The organism is Pseudanabaena sp. PCC 7367, from assembly GCF_000317065.1.
Lineage (GTDB): Bacteria > Cyanobacteriota > Cyanobacteriia > Pseudanabaenales > Pseudanabaenaceae > Thalassoporum > Thalassoporum mexicanum.
On record NC_019701.1, the window covers coordinates 1,143,046 to 1,162,828 of the forward strand.

General features: G+C 49.7%; 11 protein-coding genes. 5 read left to right on the forward strand and 6 right to left on the reverse strand.

Annotated features, from left to right (window positions below):
* Positions 1 to 235: 235 nt before the first annotated feature.
* The gene (gene atpC, locus PSE7367_RS04395; protein WP_015164158.1) at positions 236 to 643 is read left to right on the forward strand and encodes an ATP synthase F1 subunit epsilon; all 408 of its coding nucleotides are present in this window, start codon (positions 236 to 238) and stop codon (positions 641 to 643) included.
* A 110-nt stretch (positions 644 to 753) separates the two neighbouring features.
* Here the strand turns inward: atpC and dapB are convergent, their stop codons facing one another.
* From dapB to PSE7367_RS04410, 3 genes are all read right to left on the reverse strand, one after another.
* Positions 754 to 1,575 (reverse strand): 4-hydroxy-tetrahydrodipicolinate reductase, encoded by an 822-nt coding sequence (gene dapB / locus PSE7367_RS04400; RefSeq protein ID WP_015164159.1) that lies wholly within the window; start codon positions 1,573 to 1,575, stop codon positions 754 to 756.
* Positions 1,576 to 1,643: 68 nt separating this feature from the next.
* Positions 1,644 to 2,096, reverse strand: coding sequence for a hypothetical protein (locus PSE7367_RS04405; protein ID WP_015164160.1), 453 nt, complete (start codon positions 2,094 to 2,096; stop codon positions 1,644 to 1,646).
* Between the two features lie 64 nt (positions 2,097 to 2,160).
* Positions 2,161 to 2,751, reverse strand: a complete 591-nt coding sequence (locus PSE7367_RS04410) for a hypothetical protein (RefSeq protein ID WP_015164161.1) — start codon at positions 2,749 to 2,751, stop codon at positions 2,161 to 2,163.
* A 156-nt stretch (positions 2,752 to 2,907) separates the two neighbouring features.
* Here PSE7367_RS04410 and PSE7367_RS04415 point away from each other — a divergent pair, with 156 nt between their 5' ends.
* Positions 2,908 to 4,065, forward strand: coding sequence for an IscS subfamily cysteine desulfurase (locus tag PSE7367_RS04415; RefSeq protein ID WP_015164162.1), 1,158 nt, complete (start codon positions 2,908 to 2,910; stop codon positions 4,063 to 4,065).
* Here PSE7367_RS04415 and PSE7367_RS04420 read toward each other — a convergent pair.
* From PSE7367_RS04420 to PSE7367_RS04430, 3 genes are all read right to left on the reverse strand, one after another.
* Complete coding sequence (locus PSE7367_RS04420; protein WP_015164163.1) at positions 4,062 to 4,307, reverse strand: hypothetical protein; 246 nt, start codon at positions 4,305 to 4,307, stop codon at positions 4,062 to 4,064. The genes PSE7367_RS04415 and PSE7367_RS04420 overlap by 4 nt on opposite strands.
* A 104-nt stretch (positions 4,308 to 4,411) precedes the next feature.
* A complete protein-coding gene (gene pruA / locus PSE7367_RS04425) occupies positions 4,412 to 7,432 on the reverse strand; it encodes an L-glutamate gamma-semialdehyde dehydrogenase (protein WP_015164164.1) in 3,021 nt (1,006 codons plus the stop codon).
* A 386-nt stretch (positions 7,433 to 7,818) separates the two neighbouring features.
* Complete coding sequence (locus PSE7367_RS04430; protein WP_015164165.1) at positions 7,819 to 8,160, reverse strand: phasin family protein; 342 nt, start codon at positions 8,158 to 8,160, stop codon at positions 7,819 to 7,821.
* A gap of 315 nt (positions 8,161 to 8,475) precedes the next feature.
* Here PSE7367_RS04430 and lpdA point away from each other — a divergent pair, with 315 nt between their 5' ends.
* The 3 genes from lpdA to PSE7367_RS04445 all read left to right on the forward strand — a co-directional run bounded on the left by lpdA (position 8,476) and on the right by PSE7367_RS04445 (position 19,770).
* Complete coding sequence (gene lpdA / locus PSE7367_RS04435) at positions 8,476 to 9,864, forward strand: dihydrolipoyl dehydrogenase (protein WP_015164166.1); 1,389 nt, start codon at positions 8,476 to 8,478, stop codon at positions 9,862 to 9,864.
* Positions 9,865 to 10,269: 405 nt separating this feature from the next.
* The gene (locus PSE7367_RS04440; protein ID WP_015164167.1) at positions 10,270 to 15,747 is read left to right on the forward strand and encodes a tetratricopeptide repeat protein; all 5,478 of its coding nucleotides are present in this window, start codon (positions 10,270 to 10,272) and stop codon (positions 15,745 to 15,747) included.
* Positions 15,748 to 15,804: 57 nt separating this feature from the next.
* Entirely contained in the window at positions 15,805 to 19,770 is a 3,966-nt protein-coding gene (locus PSE7367_RS04445) for a hydantoinase B/oxoprolinase family protein (RefSeq protein WP_015164168.1), read from the forward strand.
* Positions 19,771 to 19,783: the final 13 nt, after the last annotated feature.

Here is a 19,783-nt window from a genome sequence, read left to right on the forward strand (position 1 = left end):
ACGATCTTATCGATCGCACCGCCCTTAATTTTAAATATGCCCTATATCTATATAGAGCTAACCGTTCTATTTTTGATAACTCTGACTAAGATCAGTTTTGAAAGCCTTTATTTATTTCGATCTAGACGGTTGATTATGGTTAGTTATGTACCACCCATCTACCAACTGTCGATGATCAGAAATAACTAGCTAAGTTTATAAGTTTAATTGTCACTCTTAAGATCGAGTAGTATTTATGACCCTGAAGGTAAAAGTTATATCGCCCGATCAGGTCGTGGTCGATGATGAGGCCGAAGAAGTGATTTTGCCTAGTACCACCGGGCAACTGGGTATCCTCACCGATCACGTTCCTTTGCTCACTGCCCTGGATATTGGCGTGATGCGACTGCGCAAGGACAAAAGCTGGCAATCGATCGCCCTGATGGGTGGGTTTGCCGAGATTGAAGAAAATGAACTGACGATTTTGGTCAATGGGGCACAAACCAGTAGTGACATTGATGCGGATGCAGCCCGTAATGAATTGGTAGCGGCGGAAGAACGCCTGAGCAAGGTTGATAGTAGCAATAAGCAGGAAAAACTCCAGGCCGAGCAAGCCCTGAGACGTGCCCGTGCCCGTGTGCAAGCCGTAACGGCTAATAGCTAAAATAGTTGATTTCTTTTTATTATTTTATTACCGATCGCTAGGAGTAATTTCTTCTACAGCGATCGTTGTTTTTTAGCCGCATTATTAAGTCGAAAAAACAAAAAATAACACTACAACAATTTCTCCAGGCCATAGACCAAAGACTTAAGCTCCAGGCATTTGCGGATGCAGAGCAAAACCCCAGGCATATAGGAGGCGCGATCGATTACATTGTGTTTGATTGTATAGGTCTCGCCCACGCCGCCAAACATCACTTCCTGACAGGCCACCAACCCTGGCAATCGCACACTGTGAATATTAATCTGGTCATTAGTTTTGGCTCCCCTGGCTCCGGTTAAGTGCTCTTTCTCTGGGGCGTTGGTGGTGTTGAATTTGCGGCCAAGTTCAGCGATCATCTGGGCGGTTTTGATCGCCGTGCCGCTGGGTGCATCGGCCTTCTGGTTGTGATGCATTTCGATGATTTCAATATTTTGATAATACTGACAGGCGGCGATCGCGGCTTGCTGCATAATCAATACGCCGATCGAAAAGTTGGGCGCAACAATACAACCCATGCTGGCTTTGTCCGCAAAAATGCTCAGTTCATTGATCTGCGACAGGCTTAGCCCCGTGGTGCCGATCACTGGCCTCACGCCATAGGCGATCGCGGAACGAATATTTTCATAGACGCGGCTGGGGTGGGTAAAGTCCACCATCACGGCGGGGTGGGCTTCCTGGGCTCCCTGGGCTAGCATCACTTCCAGGTCGTTGGTCACCGGAATTTCTAATTCACCACATCCGGCGATCTCACCAATGTCTTCGCCCATATGATTGCGACCGATCGCACCGATTAACTCCATATCCTCGGCCTTGGCGATCGCTTTGACGGTCTCACGTCCCATTTTTCCGGTCGCTCCCGATACGATTACCGGAATTTTTACGCTCTCGATCATTTGTTTTTTTGTTGCTGATTCTAACTAATATTGCGCCTATTAGGTTTCGATCGCTTTGCTACGAATGGCTAAACTGCTAAAACTTTTGTCAGCACATCACTGAGATCATTGATTGCATCCACGATTTCCAGGTCACTGGGCATAGCGATCGCCATCCCCTTCAGGGTCATATGCGCCTTTCTGATCGTACTTTTCATTGATTCAGTGTGAGGATTTTGGGTGGCCTCAGCAATAATTTTTAGTTGTTCTAAGGCTATTTCTTTATCAAACTTAGACATAAGTGGATCACCCTCAATGCTCTTCTCCAAGCAAAGAAGCTTATCTTTTAGGCCAAGGCTTTCAATGTCTAAACTATTGGCATGGGACGGGATTTGGTCAATCGCACTATTTACGCCAATTGCTGAACCATAGACACTCCCACCAATACTTATAGTTATGTCTTTACTACGATGCTTCCGAATAATATTTGCCGCATCCGCGATCGCCCTTTGTACCTCAGAGTATTTATGTTTTTCGGTCATTGGTTAACCAGCTCCTTGAACAGTTAGAACCGCTCAATTTTTTTGCTTATACAGAGCATTATAATTATAGGTCTAACTTCCGAATTTGCTCTAGCGTATATGCCAATACTCCACTAACATCCTTGCTCTCGTCTAGTTGTTCTAGCAATATTTGCATATCCAGCAACATTTCTCTTAATAAGTCTAATTTTTGCTTTAACTGCTGTTTCTCCTGCTCCAATTTTCCCAGGCGATCGATGCGATCATCGCGCTCGGACTCCAATTGGGAAATAGTTTCTTCTTTGGTGCTGATATCCAAATAGGTTTGTTGTTGCTCAGACTTAAGCTGATCGATGTACTTCTCTAGCTGTTCTTTGGTGCTGAGGTAATATTCCTGCACCTTCATTGGCGTGAAGTCGCGCAGGGTTTGATTTTCCCGCTCCAGGGCGCTGATTTGTCCTTCCAGCCCAGAGGTGACTGCGCTCAATTCAGCCTCCCGCAGTTCCTTTAGCTCCTGCTGCGAAATTTTGAGGGTTTGGATTTGCTCCCGCAAGGCGCTGATTTGGGCTTCCTTGGCGGTACTAAATTCCTCCGACCAGCGCAATTTGGCCAGCCAGGCCAGCACCGCCCCCAGCAGGCTCAAAATTGTAATCGCAGCTTGTAATCGCTCATCCATAGGGCAAGGATATCAAGGGTTGGTCTAGAATTTAAGTTAAATCACGCGATCGATCATTATTTAATTTACAAGCTTTTTTCACTATGACATCGATCGGTAATCAGATAGTTCCATTTAGTTTCATTTAGGCGATCGCCATTAACGATCTAGCAATCTATGCAACGCCCGATTTATTTAGACAACCATGCCACCACAACCATGGATCGCCGGGTACTAGAAGCGATGCTACCCTACTTTTGCGAATCCTTTGGCAATGCGGCCAGCACCTCACATTTATATGGCTGGGAAGCAGAAGCAGCGGTAAGCAGTGCGCGGGAAGTTCTGGCAACGGCGATCGCAGCCGAACCAGAAGAGATCGTGTTTACCAGTGGGGCAACGGAGGCTAATAACCTGGCGATTAAGGGGGTGGCGGAGGCTTATTTAACCAAAGGTCGGCATATCATTACGATGCAAACTGAGCATAATGCAGTTCTCGATCCCTGTGCTTACCTGGAATCAATGGGGTTTGAGGTAACTTACTTACCAGTGCAAACTAATGGTTTGATTAATGTAACCGAGTTAGAACAAGCGATCCGCGCCGATACAGTTCTAGTCTCGGTGATGGCGGCTAATAATGAAATTGGCGTGCTGCAACCGATCGCCCAGATTGGCCAGATCTGCCACGATCGCAATGTGCTATTCCATACCGATGCAGCCCAGGCGATCGGCAAAATCCAGCTTGATGTCCAGGCGATGCACATAGATTTACTCTCAATCACTGCCCATAAGATCTATGGCCCCAAGGGGATTGGTGGATTATATGTGCGGCGTAAAAACCCCAGAGTAAAACTTGCACCCCAACTGCACGGCGGTGGCCATGAACGGGGGATGCGATCGGGCACTTTGTATGTGCCGCAGATTGTTGGTTTTGCCAAAGCGGTGGCATTAGCCCTGGAGTCGCAAGCCTCAGAACAGGCACGATTGCAAGAACTACGCGATCGGCTCTGGCAAAGGCTCAGTCAACTGGAGGGCGTTTATTTAAATGGTGATGCTACCCAGCGATTGGCGGGAAATTTAAATATCAGCGTGGCGGATGTGGATGGGCAGGCGTTGATTGTGGCGTTGCAAAAGAATCTAGCGATCTCGACCGGGGCGGCCTGTAGCTCGGTTAAAAATGAGCCATCCCATGTGCTAACGGCTCTAGGGCGATCGAAAAAATTGGCTCAAGCTTCGCTCCGGTTTGGGATTGGTCGGTTTAATACGGTTGCCGAAATCGATCGGGCGGCGGACTTGACGATCGCGGCGATCGCTTCACTGCAAAAAGTAAATTGCTAGACCTCTTCATCGAGATCGAACACATCAAACTCCTTTCCCTGATCAGATTTCCAGAACTGTAGCAAAATTTCTGAGCCCGCAAATGGCTTCTCAGTAGACCAGATTGACCGATCAACCTCTTCACTATCTTTGTCCGAGTCTTCTTCATGCTCCAGCTCATCCAGCAAAAACTGGATCGCCTTAAACTTGTCCGTTCTGGACAAATCCTGGAGTAAGGGCAAAATATCGGGTAATGATTCCATGTTTTTATTACTCCTCAATAAGGCCACTATACCGTTGGATGGCATAAGTACCTAATGTTAGGAAATGTTTAAGCATATTTAACTAGAGCTTGTCAAAGGTTTGGTCAATCGGCCTCGATCAGATCCAGCGGTGCAAACCCCTGGCGTTGAGTATTTTCAGTGATCGCCCTTGGTTCCAGGAATTGTAGCAAATAATCGGGGCCACCTGCTTTGGAGCCTACGCCACTGAGCTTGAAGCCGCCAAAGGGATGCCGATCGACCAGCGCCCCAGTAATGCTGCGATTGATGTATAAATTACCGACCTCAAATTCTTGGTAAGCCCTTTTAATGTGCGACGGTGTACGGGAATACAGGCCGCCCGTAAGTGCATAGGGGGTGTTATTAGCGATCGCCAAAGCCTGATCAAAATTTTCTGCCTTGATTACCGCCAACACAGGGCCAAAAATTTCTTCCTGCGCCAAAACACCATCGGGGGCAACATCAGTCACGATCGTCGGCCCCACATAAAAACCATGCTCTGGAGCAGGCATTTCCAGCGCCACCTTGCCTGTTTCGTGGCCTTTGGCAATGTAGCTGCGAATTTTGGCCTGGGCGCTGCCATCGATCACCGGACCAACCTTAGTATCAGGCGCAGTGGCATCACCCACCACCAGCGATCGGGTTGCCTCTACTAATCGCGCTATAAACGGGTCATAAATACTGGCTACTACGATCGCCCGTGAGCAAGCGGAGCATTTTTGTCCAGCATAGCCAAATGCCGACTTAACCACGCCTACTACGGCCTGATCAAGATCGCTGCTTTCATCGATAATCATGCCGTTCTTGCCGCCCATCTCCGCGATCACCCGCTTCAGATGCTTTTGACCGGTTCGCAGGATCGCCGCTTCTGCGTAAATATTACAACCGACCTCCTGGGAGCCAGTGAAGGCAATTAAATGGACATCGGGATGCTTAACTAAATGCGCACCAACCTGGGAGCCTTTACCGGGCAGGTAATTAAATACCCCAGCCGGCAGGCCAGCAGCAATCAATACTTCGGCGATTTTTGCACCTATCACCGAGGCTTGTTCAGCGGGCTTGAGGATCACCGTATTACCAGCCGCGATCGCCGCCACACTCATCCCCATTGCGATCGCCAGGGGGAAATTCCAGGGCGAAATCACCAGCGCAATGCCACGCGGTTGATAGATATAGGTGTTATCTTCACCGGGGACATGGCGATATTGGGGTTGGGCAAGGCGCTCCATTTCCTTGGCATAGTAGCGACAAAAATCGATCGCCTCAGAGACTTCTGCATCGGCTTCGCGCACTGGCTTACCCACCTCCCAGACAATCCAGGCGGATAGCTCGGCGCGTTGCTGCTCCATGAGGTCAGCGGCACGACGCAGGATCTCACCGCGATCGGTGGCGGACATTTTCTTCCAGGCGGGAAAGGCTTGCTTAGCGGCAGCGATCGCTTGATCGGCTTGTTCAATACTCGCTAGGCCAATTTTACCGACTACTTGTTCAGATTTAGAGGGATTGAGCGAATCGACAAAATTTTCTGCTGTTACGGTGTTGCCATTAATAATCGGCTGATAGGTTTGCCCCAGATTATTACCAACCTGGTCGATCGCCCTGGCTGCATTTTCCCGGTTGGCTAATTCCGCATAATCCAGGTCTGGCGCATTGGCAAATCCATCAAACTCGATCGACTTGGCCTCACCCTGGCTGGTTTCCATTGTGGGCGTGGCAATTAATTCGGCTTCCGGCAGCGATTCACTGGTACTGAGGCGCAAAAATGAGCTATTGGCGGTGTTTTCCAGCAAGCGCCGGATCAAATAGGACATGCCTGGGATCAAATCGCCAAACGGACAATAGATCCTGACCCGATAGCCCATCTCCACGATCGGTTTGGTGAACTTATCACCCATGCCATAGAGGGCTTGCAGTTCAAAATTGCGTGGCGGGATTTGCAATGTTTGGGCAATGGCGATCGCCTTGGCCAATGAGCGCACATTATGGCTGCCGATCGCGGCATAAAGATATTGATGATTTTCCAGTAGAATTTGAATCAGGCGCTCGTAATTGGCATCGGTGGAGCTTTTCTGGTCATAAACAGGCCGATCCCACCCTTGCTGATAGGCCAGGATTGTTTCTTGATCCCAATAGGCTCCCTTGACCAACCGCACCGTGAGCGGCGTGCCTCGTTCTTTTGCCCATTCCACCAAATCCAGCAAATCCGCTTCACTATCACGTAAATAGCCCTGGATTGTAACGCCCACATCACGGCGCTCTTTGAATTCCAGCTCGCTCAATACCTGCTTGAGGATCGCCAAGGTCAAAGTTTTATACTCATATTGCTCCATGTCAAAATGCACCGCGCAGCCCAACTCCTGGGCACGACGCAACAGAATCCGGGCTGGTTCGCTGACTTTTTCGGTAGTGGTGACTGGATCGAGTGGGTCAAATTGCGAATAAAAAGCACTTAGCTTGACTGACACCTGCACCCGTGGCAAGTTCTCACCATCAGCGCGATCGATCTGGTCGATCGTATGCCAGGACTTAGCACTCTCAGTCAAGTCCTGCATGATCTGCAAATATTTGTCCAGGTATGACTGGGCTTCTTTTTCGCTGATTACGGCCTCGCCCAGCAAGTCCATCGTGAAGCAATAGCGATCGCGGCGCAGCTTTTCAATGCTTTTGAGCGCTTCCTTTAAATTGGCACCGCAAATATAACGCCTGGCCAGAGTTTCCACTGAGGTTTTCAGCGCCGTTGCCGCCAGGGTCGCTGTGGGTGAATTGGGGCTGGCTCCCAGATTCAGCATGGATTTTAGCCCTGGCACTTCCACTTCATCACGGGCTAAGTATTCCTGCATGTGGTGGGTGATTTCCGTGGTGCTGCCCAGCGCTGGTAAACAATCGATCAGGCGAAATAGCTGTACGCGCAACTCTTCATTCCCCATCGCCCAGGCCATCAGCTTGTCATCCAAACGCACCTTTTCCTTGAGGCTGCTCCAGAGCGACGCACCTTTGCCCACCTTGTGCAAGATTATCTGGGCAAGCTCACGGGTCTTGGCTTCGTAGGGAGAGGCTTCGAGGGGATTATTTTTAGTTAGATTGTTGGCATTTGCTTGGGTAACCACTGGTGCAGGCACTCCTAAATCCTATACTTTGGCAGTCAAATACTCTGGCAGTCAAAAAATAATAGGGCTGTTCAGGGGCAATCTTTTCTAATCTTTAGATCAACCAGCAGCATCCTGGACTATCTAGTTTAGCCTCTATTTTGTGGTGATTGAGGAATGTTTGGTTAGGGTTCGCTGGCAAAAGGATTACTAGTTAACTAGGTAATCAAGCTGGTTAATCAAATGGCTATATCTATATCTACCTTACTTATATGCTAGATCACAGCGATCGGGAAAGGTCAGGCGTTGCAGCTCCCTCAAAGCTGGAGATTGTCACAACTATGATCAGCACAGCACTATGAGCCAATCTCTCAATTGCTGCCCAATGAACTAAGGTCTAGCTAAATCTAGCTACTGCGCTTAGCACCACGCCAGGATTGATTTTCCAGCGCCCGCACCTGATGTTCCAGGCGATCGAGCCGACCGCGCAGTTCATCCAGTTCGCTTTGTCTGGCTACACCAATGTCTTGCATCACATAGCGAATCTGGCGTTGAATCAAAAATTCTAGGTTTTCTTGCTCGCCCTTTAGCTTGGAGGTGAGATCGTTAATAAATTTATTGGCCTCTTCCGGATCGATGCGCCCTTCCTTCACCCATTCATCGGAGGCTTCTTTGATTTTGTCGGCCATGATCGTGGTGGTGCCAACCCCAATCAGCAGCAGTTGTTTGAGAAAATTATTGTTGTCCATAGATTCATATTAATAAGCAGATCTGCTACCTGTTATTTTCGCCGATCGGCACTGATTTGGTTAGTTGTAGTAACCGTATCTTTGGCGTGAATTACTAATTGGCGCATTAATGCAGCATTAGTGTCAGAATATATAGGATGCGGTGTGTAACAAGAATGCAGAAACACATCTATTAAGTGTTCGGTCGTCTGAATGTAGCAATTTTGAATAGCTCAAACCAGCAAGATCGATCGCCAAAAATATAGTTATGCATCAGGTTATAGAGCTAAACTAAATACCTACAAAAAGAGCAGAATCAATTAGGAGATACCTCTGGTGGCTGAGAATTTTGACTACGATTTAATTATTATTGGCGCTGGCGTTGGTGGTCATGGCGCTGCCCTCCATGCGGTCGATTGTGGCCTAAAAACCGCGATCGTGGAAGCGGGGGATATGGGCGGCACCTGTGTAAATCGTGGTTGTATTCCCTCCAAGGCTCTGCTGGCAGCTTCGGGGCGGGTGCGAGAGTTAAAGGCGAAGGATCATTTAAAGGCACTGGGGATCGACATTGGCGATATTCAATTCGATCGCGGCACGATCGCTAATCATGCTAGTGATCTGGTCAGTAAGCAAAAAAATGCCCTGATCAATAGCCTCAAAAATAAAGGCATTGACATTATTGAAGGCTGGGGTAAGCTTGCCGGCGCACAGACAGTCCAGGTGGGCGATCGCAAAATTACCGCCAAGGATATTATTCTCTCTACGGGTTCAGCACCGTTTGTGCCACCAGGAATCACGATCGACGGCAAAACCGTTTTCACCAGTGATGAAGGTGTCAAGCTGGATTGGTTACCGCAATGGGTGGCGATCATTGGCAGTGGCTACATTGGCCTAGAATTCTCTGATGTCTATACGGCATTGGGCTCGGAAGTAACCATGATCGAAGCCCTCGATCGGTTGATGCCTGGATTCGACCCCGACATTGCCAAGCTAGCGGAGCGGGTTTTAATCAAGCCCCGTGACATTGAAACCAAAGTCGGCGTACTGGCCAAGAAAGTTACGCCTGGCTCTCCGGTTACGATCGAATTGTCCGATGGGGAAATCATGGAAGTTGATGCCTGCCTGGTGGCCACTGGCCGCATCCCCATGACTAAAGACTTAGGCTTAGAAACCGTGGGGCTGGAACTCACCAAGCGCGGCTTCATTGACGTGGACGATCGCATGTCAACGGGCATTAATCATGTGTGGGCGATCGGTGATGCCACGGGCAAAATGATGCTGGCTCATACCGCCTCGGCCCAGGGCATGGTGGCCGTCGAAAATATTTGTGGCCGCGATCGCACGATCGACTATCTCAGTATTCCCGCCGCTGCCTTCACCCATCCGGAAATTGGCTTTGTGGGGTTAACCGAACCGCAGGCCAAGGAAAAAGGCCAAGCCGAAGGGTTTGAGGTGGCCTCGGTGCGCACCTACTACAAGGGCAATGCTAAGGCGATCGCCGAGGCCGAAACCGATGGTCTGGCTAAAATTATCTATCGCAAGGACACAGGCGAGCTTTTGGGTGTGCATATTCTGGGTATCCATGCTTCTGATTTGATCCATGAAGCAGCGGTGGCGATCGGCAAGCGTCTGGGGGTGAATGAACTTTCGTTTAATGTCCATGCCCATCCCACTCTGGCGGAAATCCTGGATGATGCCTACAAACGCGCAGCGGTTCATGCTTAGTTATTAGCCTGCTTATGTAAAACTAAAACATAAAACACATAAAACTAATAAAGCTGGATCGTTATGCTCTGATTGCAATTGAGCGTTTGCAAGGGAGTAAGCATTGAAAGTGTGAAGATGCCAGATATATTTAAATTTGCTTAAATTGATGGAAGTTAATTTCTTACCCTCAAGCCTATCTATTAGGTCATAAGCTAAGGATGAATAAATCTGGGTAGCAACATATTTCCTTGATCTGTCGCTTGTGTGGATTCATTACCTAGCCTATGGTTGGATTGGTAAAGCTGATCGATCGGCACATATACAGGACTCACCCTTAATCGGGATAGCAAAGCTAACTGCTCGCATTTATAGAGCTAAGTCCTAGCCGCTTGGTCTTGATTCCATTGACCCATAAAACAGCCCATGAATGCTAGCGCCCAACATCAACTAGCACAGCAACACCTTATGCAAGGTCAGATTGCCGAGGCGATCGCCATTGTCAATCAATTGCTAGCTCTGGAGCCTGATGATGCGATCGGCAATTATTTACAAGCCCAGATTTTAATTGCCCAGGGACAACTCACCGCCGCCCAAGCTCATTTAGAAAAGGCGATCGCCCAAGCGCCTGCATATGTTGAGGCCTTACTCAAGCTGGGTAATGTGCAATTCATGCAGCAAAATTTTGCCGCCGCGATCGCTGCCTATCAGAAAGTTAGCGCTATTAACCCCCACCAGGTCGAGGCATTTTATTATGCTGGGTTAGCCTATCGCCAGAGTGGCAAAAACGACGAAGCGATCGCCAGTTATCAAAGTGCGCTCAACCTGGCTAGCGATCGAGCCGATATCTGGACGGCAATGGGTAATGTCTATTTTGCCAAACCAAACTATGATCAGGCTGCCCACTGCTACCGTCAGGCGATCGCCGCTGATCCTACCCATGCTAATGCCTACAATGGTTTGGGCGGAGTTTTGGGTCAACAGGGCAATGCCGCTGCCGCCACTGAAAATTTTCGCCAGGCGATCGGCCATGATCCCCGCCATCTCGATGCTTTGACCAATTTGGGCATGGCCTTGTTTCGACAAGAGCAATATGATCAAGCATTAATTTATTTAAACCGAGCTGCCAAACTCAACCCCAAGCAGGCTAATCTTCAACGCAATATTGGCTTAGTTTTGTATAAGCAAGAGCAACTTGCAGCCGCGATCGCCCAATACCAGAAAGCGATCGACCTTGATCCCAGGTTTGCCGATGCCTATGCCAGTCTGGGCGTAGCACTGGTCGCTACCGATCAGCCCGCCGCCGCGATCGCTGCCTATCAAAGGGCAATTGAGATTATCCCTAACCATGCCGAAGCCAACTATAACCTGGGTGTAATTTTGGCGCAGCAAAACCAACTAGCCGAAGCAGTGCTGGCCTATTGCCGCGCGATCGCAGCTCGCCCCACCTATGCTGATGCCTACAATGGCCTGGGCGCAACCTTACTACAACAGGGCAATCTAGATGGTGCGCTCAACTCCTATCAACAGGCTTTGGCGATCGCACCGGATCACTACGGCGCTAACTTTGGCCGGGGTCTTACGTTGCTAACTAAAGGGGATTTTGCGGCTGGCCTACCTGGTTATGAATACCGTTTCAAGCTGAAAACGATCGCTGCCCCTGAATTTTCTCAACCCCTGTGGGATGGTAGTGAGAAACAAGATCAAACTATGCTGCTGTGGATTGAGCAGGGGTTGGGCGATGCGATCCAATTTATTCGGTTTGTGCCGATCGTGGCGCAGCGAGTAGGGCATGTGATTCTCAGATGTCGTAATAATTTAGTGCCGTTATTTGCCAATGTTCCAGAGTTGACAAGTATAGCGACGATCATTGGCGATCGTGACCCACTGCCAAATTTTGATGTCCATGCGTCTCTGCTCAGCTTGCCGCAAATTCTCGGTATTAGGCTGGAATCGATTCCTAGTCAAGTGCCCTATTTAAAGGCCGATCGGCAACGGGTTGAACAGCTCCAGCTTCCGGCAGCACCAGGGCTGAAAATTGGCATCGTCTGGGCCAGTGGCCTTTTCAAACACAATCCCAATGCCGCCAAGCAATATAAACTCAAATCCCTATCCCTATTACTTTGGACAGGCTTACTCACCATCCCCGGCACCAGGTTTTATAGCTTACAACTGGGGCAGGATCAACAGGAAATTAGCTGGCTGGCGCTTAAAAATCATCTGGTCGATCTCAGCGATCGGATTACAGATTTTGCTGATACTGCCGCCCTGATCGCCCAACTGGATCTGGTCATTTCCGTAGACACAGCCGTGGCGCATCTGGCCGGAGCGATGGGTAAACCGACCTGGGTGCTACTGCCATTTGCCCCTGATTGGCGCTGGCTAACAACCCGCGAGGATAGCCCCTGGTATCCAACCATGCGCTTATTCCGCCAAAGTGAACCGCACCAGTGGCGATCGGTCATGGATCGGGTTAGAGATGAGCTGATTGAATTAGTTAAAACCAGTGATCTAGCCCAGCAGCAACCATTAGCCAAACAATTAGCCAAGTTTACGCCAGGAACAACCCCTGATCACAATGAACTGGCCGACTATTGGCAAAAGCTGGCGGCAAAGTTAGCAGCCCAGGCCAAGCATGAAGAAGCTCGGTTCTACTATCGAAGAGTGTTAGATTTGCAGCCCAACAATGCCGAGGTGGCGAATAATCTGGGCTATATTTACTGGCGATCGCAGAAATTAGCTGATGCTGATATTTACTTAGATCGAGCCCTGGCACTAAACCCCAACTACGCCGAAGCATTTAACAATAAAGGGATCGTGGCCTGGACTAAGCAAAATTATGATGCAGCGATCGAATATTACCAGCAAGCATTGGCGATCGAGCCTGACTATGCCATGGCGCACAGCAATTTGGGCGTGGTTTTGTCCCATCAAAAGGAATTTATCCAGGCCGAGGAGCATTACCGCCGCGCGATCGAGATCAAACCCGACTACACCCAGGCATTTAACAATCTTGGTATCTCGCTGTATGAGCAGGATCGTAGCGCCGAAGCAATCCCCTACTATCGTCAGGCGCTAGCGCTGAATCCCGATTACTACCAGGCTTTGAGCAACTGTGGCGCGGCACTGGTGGCAGAGGGGCAGATCGATGAAGCAATTGCACTCTATCACCGCGCGATCGCCATTAATGCCGATTATCCTGAAGTGCAAAACAACCTGGGGATGGCACTGTTAGAGCTTGGCCAAGTTGAAGCAGGATTAAATTATTTTCACCGCGCGATCGCCCTGCGGCCGGACTATGTGGATGCCCGCACCAATCTGGCGATGGCAATGCTGACCCTGGGGGAATATGAGTCAGGGTTTGCAGAATATGAATGGCGCAGAGACGGCAAATCTTTTCACAGGCGTAACTTTGCCCAGCCATTGTGGGATGGCAAACCTTTCCCCGGCAAGACTTTGTTAATTCGCACTGAGCAGGGGTTGGGCGATACGATTCAGTTCATTCGCTATATGGAATTAGTGAAGCAACTGGGCGATCGGATTGTGGTGGAATGTAATCACAAGGCATTGCAACCGCTACTAGAAACAATTCCAGCGATCGATCAGGTACTCGCCAAGGGCGCACCATTGCCCAAGTTTGACTTGCATATTTCCCTGCTGAGCCTGCCCCATCTGCTCAAAACCAACCTGAACAATATCCCCGATCGCTTCCCTTATCTACAGATCAACCAGCCATTTAACCTCAACCTGGCCAGTTCTAACCAGACCGCCGTAGCATTAGAGCAAACAGCATCCCAGCAAATCGACTCAACCGATTCAAACAAGCAAGCTAATCAAGCTCCAGCTAATCAAGCCAATCCAATCACTTCAACTCAGTCACCTGAATCCCAATCAGACCTCAAAGTAGGCATTGTCTGGCGCAGCGATTCCAAGAATAAAACCAAACAAAAGCGATCTTGCCCATTGGCGATTTTTCAGCAAGTTTTGCAGATCCCCCAGGTGCAGTTCTATAGCCTGCAAAAGGAGATACAGGATGAAGACCTGGAGCTAATTGAAACTCTAAATAATAAACTTAATGAATCTGGCGAATCTGGCGATCGCCCCAACTCCATCGCCTCAACTAACTCAATTACGCTTCTTTCTGAGCAGCTAAATAGCCTCACCGATACGGCAGCGGCAATTGCCCAACTAGACCTGGTGATTTCGATCGATACGATGGTGGCACATCTGGCCGGAGCCCTGGCTAAACCAGTGTGGGTATTGCTACCCCTGGCCTCGGATTGGCGCTGGCTGCTCGATCGCCCTGATAGTGTTTGGTATCCCACCGCCAGACTATTCCGGCAACCAAAATTGGCAGATTGGCAACCTGTGATTAAACAGGTCTGCGAGGCATTGAATGAAATAGTGGCCGATCGTAGCTTATTAGCATCTCCCTTACCTGAACCGACAATTCAGACTAGTAAACTTGATGCGCCTAGCAATCCAGAATATGGCTATGTGATCGATCCCGATCGCCTTGATTACATCGATCAAACTAAAGCAACCGAGCAATCAACCTCTAAAGCTAATGTTGAACGGGTAGACAATCGGAAGCCAGCGATCGCTAACCTGGCCACTAAACCAACCCTAACGGTACTTGCACCCACAGCGATTACGGCAAACCAGTCACAGTCAACTGTTAACACGATTCAACAATCAACCCCAACACCACCAGTACCGCAACCAATCGGCATCGGCTGGGCGATCGGCGCAAATACTGGCTGGGGCACATTTGGCCTGAATTTAACCCTGCAACTACTGGAGCATAAGCAATTCTCCCCCCTCTTGATCGCACCACCAGCGATCGAGCCCAACCAAACCGATCCCTTAACTCAAGCTCGATTAATACCCGCGATCGCCCAACGCCAAGGACTTCAGCAGGCTTTCAATCAAAATCCCCACAGTGCCTTTAATCTCGATCTGCCAATCATTCATCCTCTGGGTAATCATTTTGGTGGCTCACAGCTCGATCGGATCAAAGGCAAACAGAACATCGGCTTTATTTTCTTTGAAGATACTCAGCTCGATCGCGCTGCCCTGGATCGTGCCAATGCCTATGATTTAATTCTGGCTGGTTCCAGTTGGAATCATGACATCTTGAAAAATTATGGCCTTGCCAATGTGCATACGGTGTTACAGGGCATCGAGCCCACCGCCTATTACCCTAGCCCTAAGTCAAATTTATTTGGCGATCGGTTTGTAATTTTTTCCGGTGGCAAGCTGGAATATCGCAAAGCTCAGGATATTACGATCGCCGCCTATAAGATTTTCCAGGCCAAACATCCTGATGCGCTTTTAATTACCGCCTGGCACAATCCCTGGCCTAAGTTTATGCAAGGCTTGGAGCAAACTGGCAATGTGGTGGGCTTGCCAGCAGTCGATAATCAAGGGCAAATTCAAATTAAACCCTGGCTGATTGAAAACGGCTTACCGATCGATTCATTTATTGACCTGGGTGCGATCCCCCGCCATCAAGTACCACAAATCATCCGCGAGGCCGATGTGGCTCTTTTCCCGAATCGCTGCGAGGGTGGTACTAATCTGGTGGCGATGGAATGTATGGCTTGCGGCATTCCCTGTGTGATTTCTGCTAATACTGGGCATCTGGATATTGTTAATGAAAAGCATTGTTATCCGCTGACCAATCAACGATCGCTGACTAGTCCCCCGGCCTATTTGCAAGGAGTTGAGGGGTGGCGGGAATCGGAGGTGGAAGAGGTGGTGGCTTACCTGGAGCAGGTGTATAGCGATCGGCAAACGGCTTTAAATAAGGGCGCGGCGGCGGCAGAGTTTATGCAGGGTCTAACCTGGCAAAAACAGGTCGATCGGTTAACCAAAACCATCCAAGCTGAGTTGTTGAGCTAGTCATAGTCGATATAATCTATGTAAATACATTTACATTTAGGCTTACTTAAAATCATCTTGGCGCAGCGTTACTCATTTTGGATCGATCGCGGTGGTACTTTCACCGACGTGGTGGCGCATTGTCCAGATGGACAGTTGGTGGTGCATAAGCTACTCTCGGAGAACCCCGATCGCTATGTTGACGCTCCGATCCAGGCGATCCGTGAAATTCTCAATCTCACCCCAGAGCAACCAATCCCCGCCGAGCAGATCGCCAGCATCAAAATGGGTACAACTGTGGCCACTAATGCCCTGTTGGAACGAAAGGGCGATCGCACTGTTTTAGTTATTACCAAAGGGTTTGGCGATGCATTGCGAATTGGTTATCAAAATCGCCCCGATATCTTTGCGCGACAGATCCTATTGCCAGAAATGCTCTATGAACAGGCGATCGAAGCGGAGGAACGCTACAGCGCCAAGGGAAAAGAATTAATCCCACTGGCGATCGTGCCCCTCACCCAAGCCTTACAAGCCGCCTATGATGCGGGGATTCGTGCCTGTGCGATCGTGTTGATGCATGGTTATCGCTACCACGACCATGAACAGCAAGCAGCAGCGATCGCCCAAAAAATAGGCTTTACCCAGATCTCCGTATCTCACCAGGTTAGCCCCCTGATGAAGCTGGTAGAACGGGGCGATACAACAGTGGTGGATGCCTATCTATCGCCGATCTTGCGCCGCTATGTCGATCGGATCGCCAGCCAGATTGAAAGCCGCGCGATCGATGGATCAGGAGTTAGAGGCGATCGCCCCCAATTAATATCTAGATCAGAGCATAAACTAGCTAATCAATCCACCAAACTGATGTTTATGCAGTCCAACGGTGGCCTCACTGATGCCCATTTATTTCAAGGCAAAGATAGCATCCTATCGGGGCCAGCGGGTGGGATTGTGGGTGCGGTGCAGACCAGTTTGCAGGCTGGTCTAGACCATGTAATCAGCTTTGATATGGGTGGCACTTCCACCGATGTGGCACATTATGCCGGGAAATATGAGCGATCGCAAAGTACCGAGATCGCTGGCGTGCGTTTGAATACACCAATGATGGCGATCCATACGGTGGCGGCGGGTGGCGGCTCGATTTTGCAATTTGATGGCGCTAAATATCGGGTGGGTCCTGACTCGGCGGGGGCTTATCCTGGCCCTGCTAGCTATCGGCATGGGGGGCCTTTGACCGTGACCGATGCCAACGTGATGCTGGGGCGGATTCAACCGCAGTTTTTCCCCTCTGTATTTGGCGCAGATGGAGATTTACCCCTGGATGCGGAAATTGTGCGCCAGCAATTTAATCATTTGGCAACTGAGATTAAACATGCCACTGGGGACGATCGCACCCCTGCTGAGGTGGCGGCTGGATTTCTGGCGATCGCAATTGAAAAAATGGCCACCGCGATCAAGAAAATTTCCACCCAACGCGGCCACGATGTTTCCACCTATACGCTCTGTTGTTTTGGCGGGGCAGGCGGTCAACATGCCTGTTTGTTGGCGCAGGCATTGGGAATTAAGCAAGTGTTCATTCATCCCTATGCGGGGGTGCTTTCTGCCTATGGCATGGGTTTGGCGGACATTGCCACGATTAACGATCGCGCGATCGAGCAACCTTTAACGATCGATTTGATTAACCAGATTATGACAGTTATTCAGGAACTAAGCGATCGCGGTCGGGCAGAAATTGCGCCCCAACTTGGTGACCTAAATGAGCCTGAGCAAGCAATCCAGGTTTTACCTACTTTGCGGTTGCGCTATGTGGGTACGGACTCAGCGATCGCCATAGACCTAGCTCCCGCTAGTTTGTCGCTGAACAGCACTAATAATAAGCAAGGCTTTGAGATTACTGACACCGATAAACGGTTGATCGTTACCCAACTAAGTCAGGACTTTGCCCAGGCACACAAACAACAATATGGGTTTACTTTCCCGCAGCGGGGCTTAATTGTGGAAGCGTTGGCAGTGGAGGTGATCGGCAAGAATCCAATCCCGATCGAGCCGGACATAGAGCGAATTAACGATCAACCGCCCCAACCAGTTACCCAGGTAAAAATATATGGCGATCACACCTGGCAGAATGTGCCCCTGTTTCAGCGGGAGAGCCTACAAGTGGGCGATCGGATTCCTGGCCCGGCTTTGATTGTGGAAAGCACAGGCACAAATGTGATCGAACCTGGCTGGGAGGCAGAAATTACGCCTAAGCAGCATTTGCTATTGCATCATGTGGGGGTGACTGTTGGGCTTGACGATAGACAAATTGAGAATAGATCAAAGGAAGATCGCATTAATTCTGAACAACGCAAATTGGTAAGCACCGATCGCCATCCAGATCACCTAGATCTTGCTCTCTCACAACCCGACCCAGTAATGCTGGAGATTTTTAATAATCTGTTTAGAGCGATCGCCGAGCAAATGGGCGTAACGCTCCAGAACACCAGCTATTCGGTGAATATTAAAGAGCGGCTCGACTTTTCCTGCGCCATCTTCGATCGGGAGGGTGAATTGGTGGCCAATGCGCCCCATATTCCGGTGCATCTGGGCTCAATGGGCGAGAGCGTCAAGGCACTGATTAACAGCCTAAGCGATCGTCAGTTGCGCCAGCCAGGTTATGTCTATGCCACTAATAATCCCTACAACGGTGGTACTCATTTGCCAGACATTACCGTAATTACGCCCGTATTCATTGACTCTATTGATTCAGGTGAGCAAAGAAAATCAAGTAAATCTAGCCAATCAAGCGCATCTAACGATTCAGCGCCCATGTTCTATGTGGCAGCGCGGGGACACCATGCCGATCTAGGTGGGATCACACCGGGCTCGATGCCTCCCCACAGCCAGCATCTTGATCAAGAAGGGGTATTGTTTGACAACTTTGAACTGGTGCGATCGGGGCAATTCCAGGAAGCCAAGCTGCGTCAATTGTTGAGTGATAATCCCCATCCAGCGCGTAACCCAGACCAGAACATTGCCGATCTGCAAGCCCAGATCGCCGCCAATACCACCGGGATCAAAGAGCTACAGCGCATGGTAGCGCAATTTGGACTAGAGAAAGTCCAGGCTTATATGGGCTTTATTCAAGCAAATGCCGAAGAACTGGTGCGGCAGGCGATCGCAAAGTTGGCTCAATCCTGGCGATCGCAGGGTTTACCCTTGCAAAATCAATTTACCTGCGCCCTCGATAATGGCAGCCAGATCCAGGTGACGATCGACCTGGAGCAAGCAAGCCGTAGCGCCACGATCGACTTTACCGGCACTTCACCCCAACAGGCCAATAACTTTAATGCACCCCTGGCGGTAACTAAGGCGGCGATTTTATATGTATTTCGCACCCTGGTCGATGACGATATTCCGCTCAATGCGGGCTGTTTGCAACCATTGTCGATCGTAGTACCCCAGGGCTGTATGCTCAATCCGGTTTATCCAGCGGCGGTGGTGGCTGGCAACGTGGAAGTGTCGCAGGTGGTGGTGAATGCCCTCTATGGCGCACTCAAGGTGATGGCGGCAGCTCAGGGCACGATGAATAATTTCACCTTTGGCAATGCCAACCATCAATATTACGAAACCATTTGTGGTGGCTCTGGTGCTGGCTTGGATTTTGATGGCACTGATGCGGTGCAAACCCACATGACCAATTCCCGACTAACCGATCCAGAGGTGCTGGAGTGGCGCTTTCCGGTGCTGCTGGAAGAATTTAAAATCCGCGATCGCAGTGGTGGCAATGGTAAACAGTGCGGTGGTGATGGCGTGATCAGGCGCTTGAAATTCTTAGAAGAGATGACCGCCTCGATCCTCTCGAATCATCGCCATGTCGCTCCCTTTGGCTTGGCTGGCGGCGAACCAGGTACAGTCGGTCGCAATTGGGTCGATCGCACTAATACCAATGGCAGAATTGAAGAATTAGACAGCCAGGACTCCGTAGAGATGCAACCAGGCGATGCGATCGTGATTGAAACCCCTGGTGGTGGTGGTTATGGTCAACCAGAATCAAGCAATTAAACTAATCCAACTT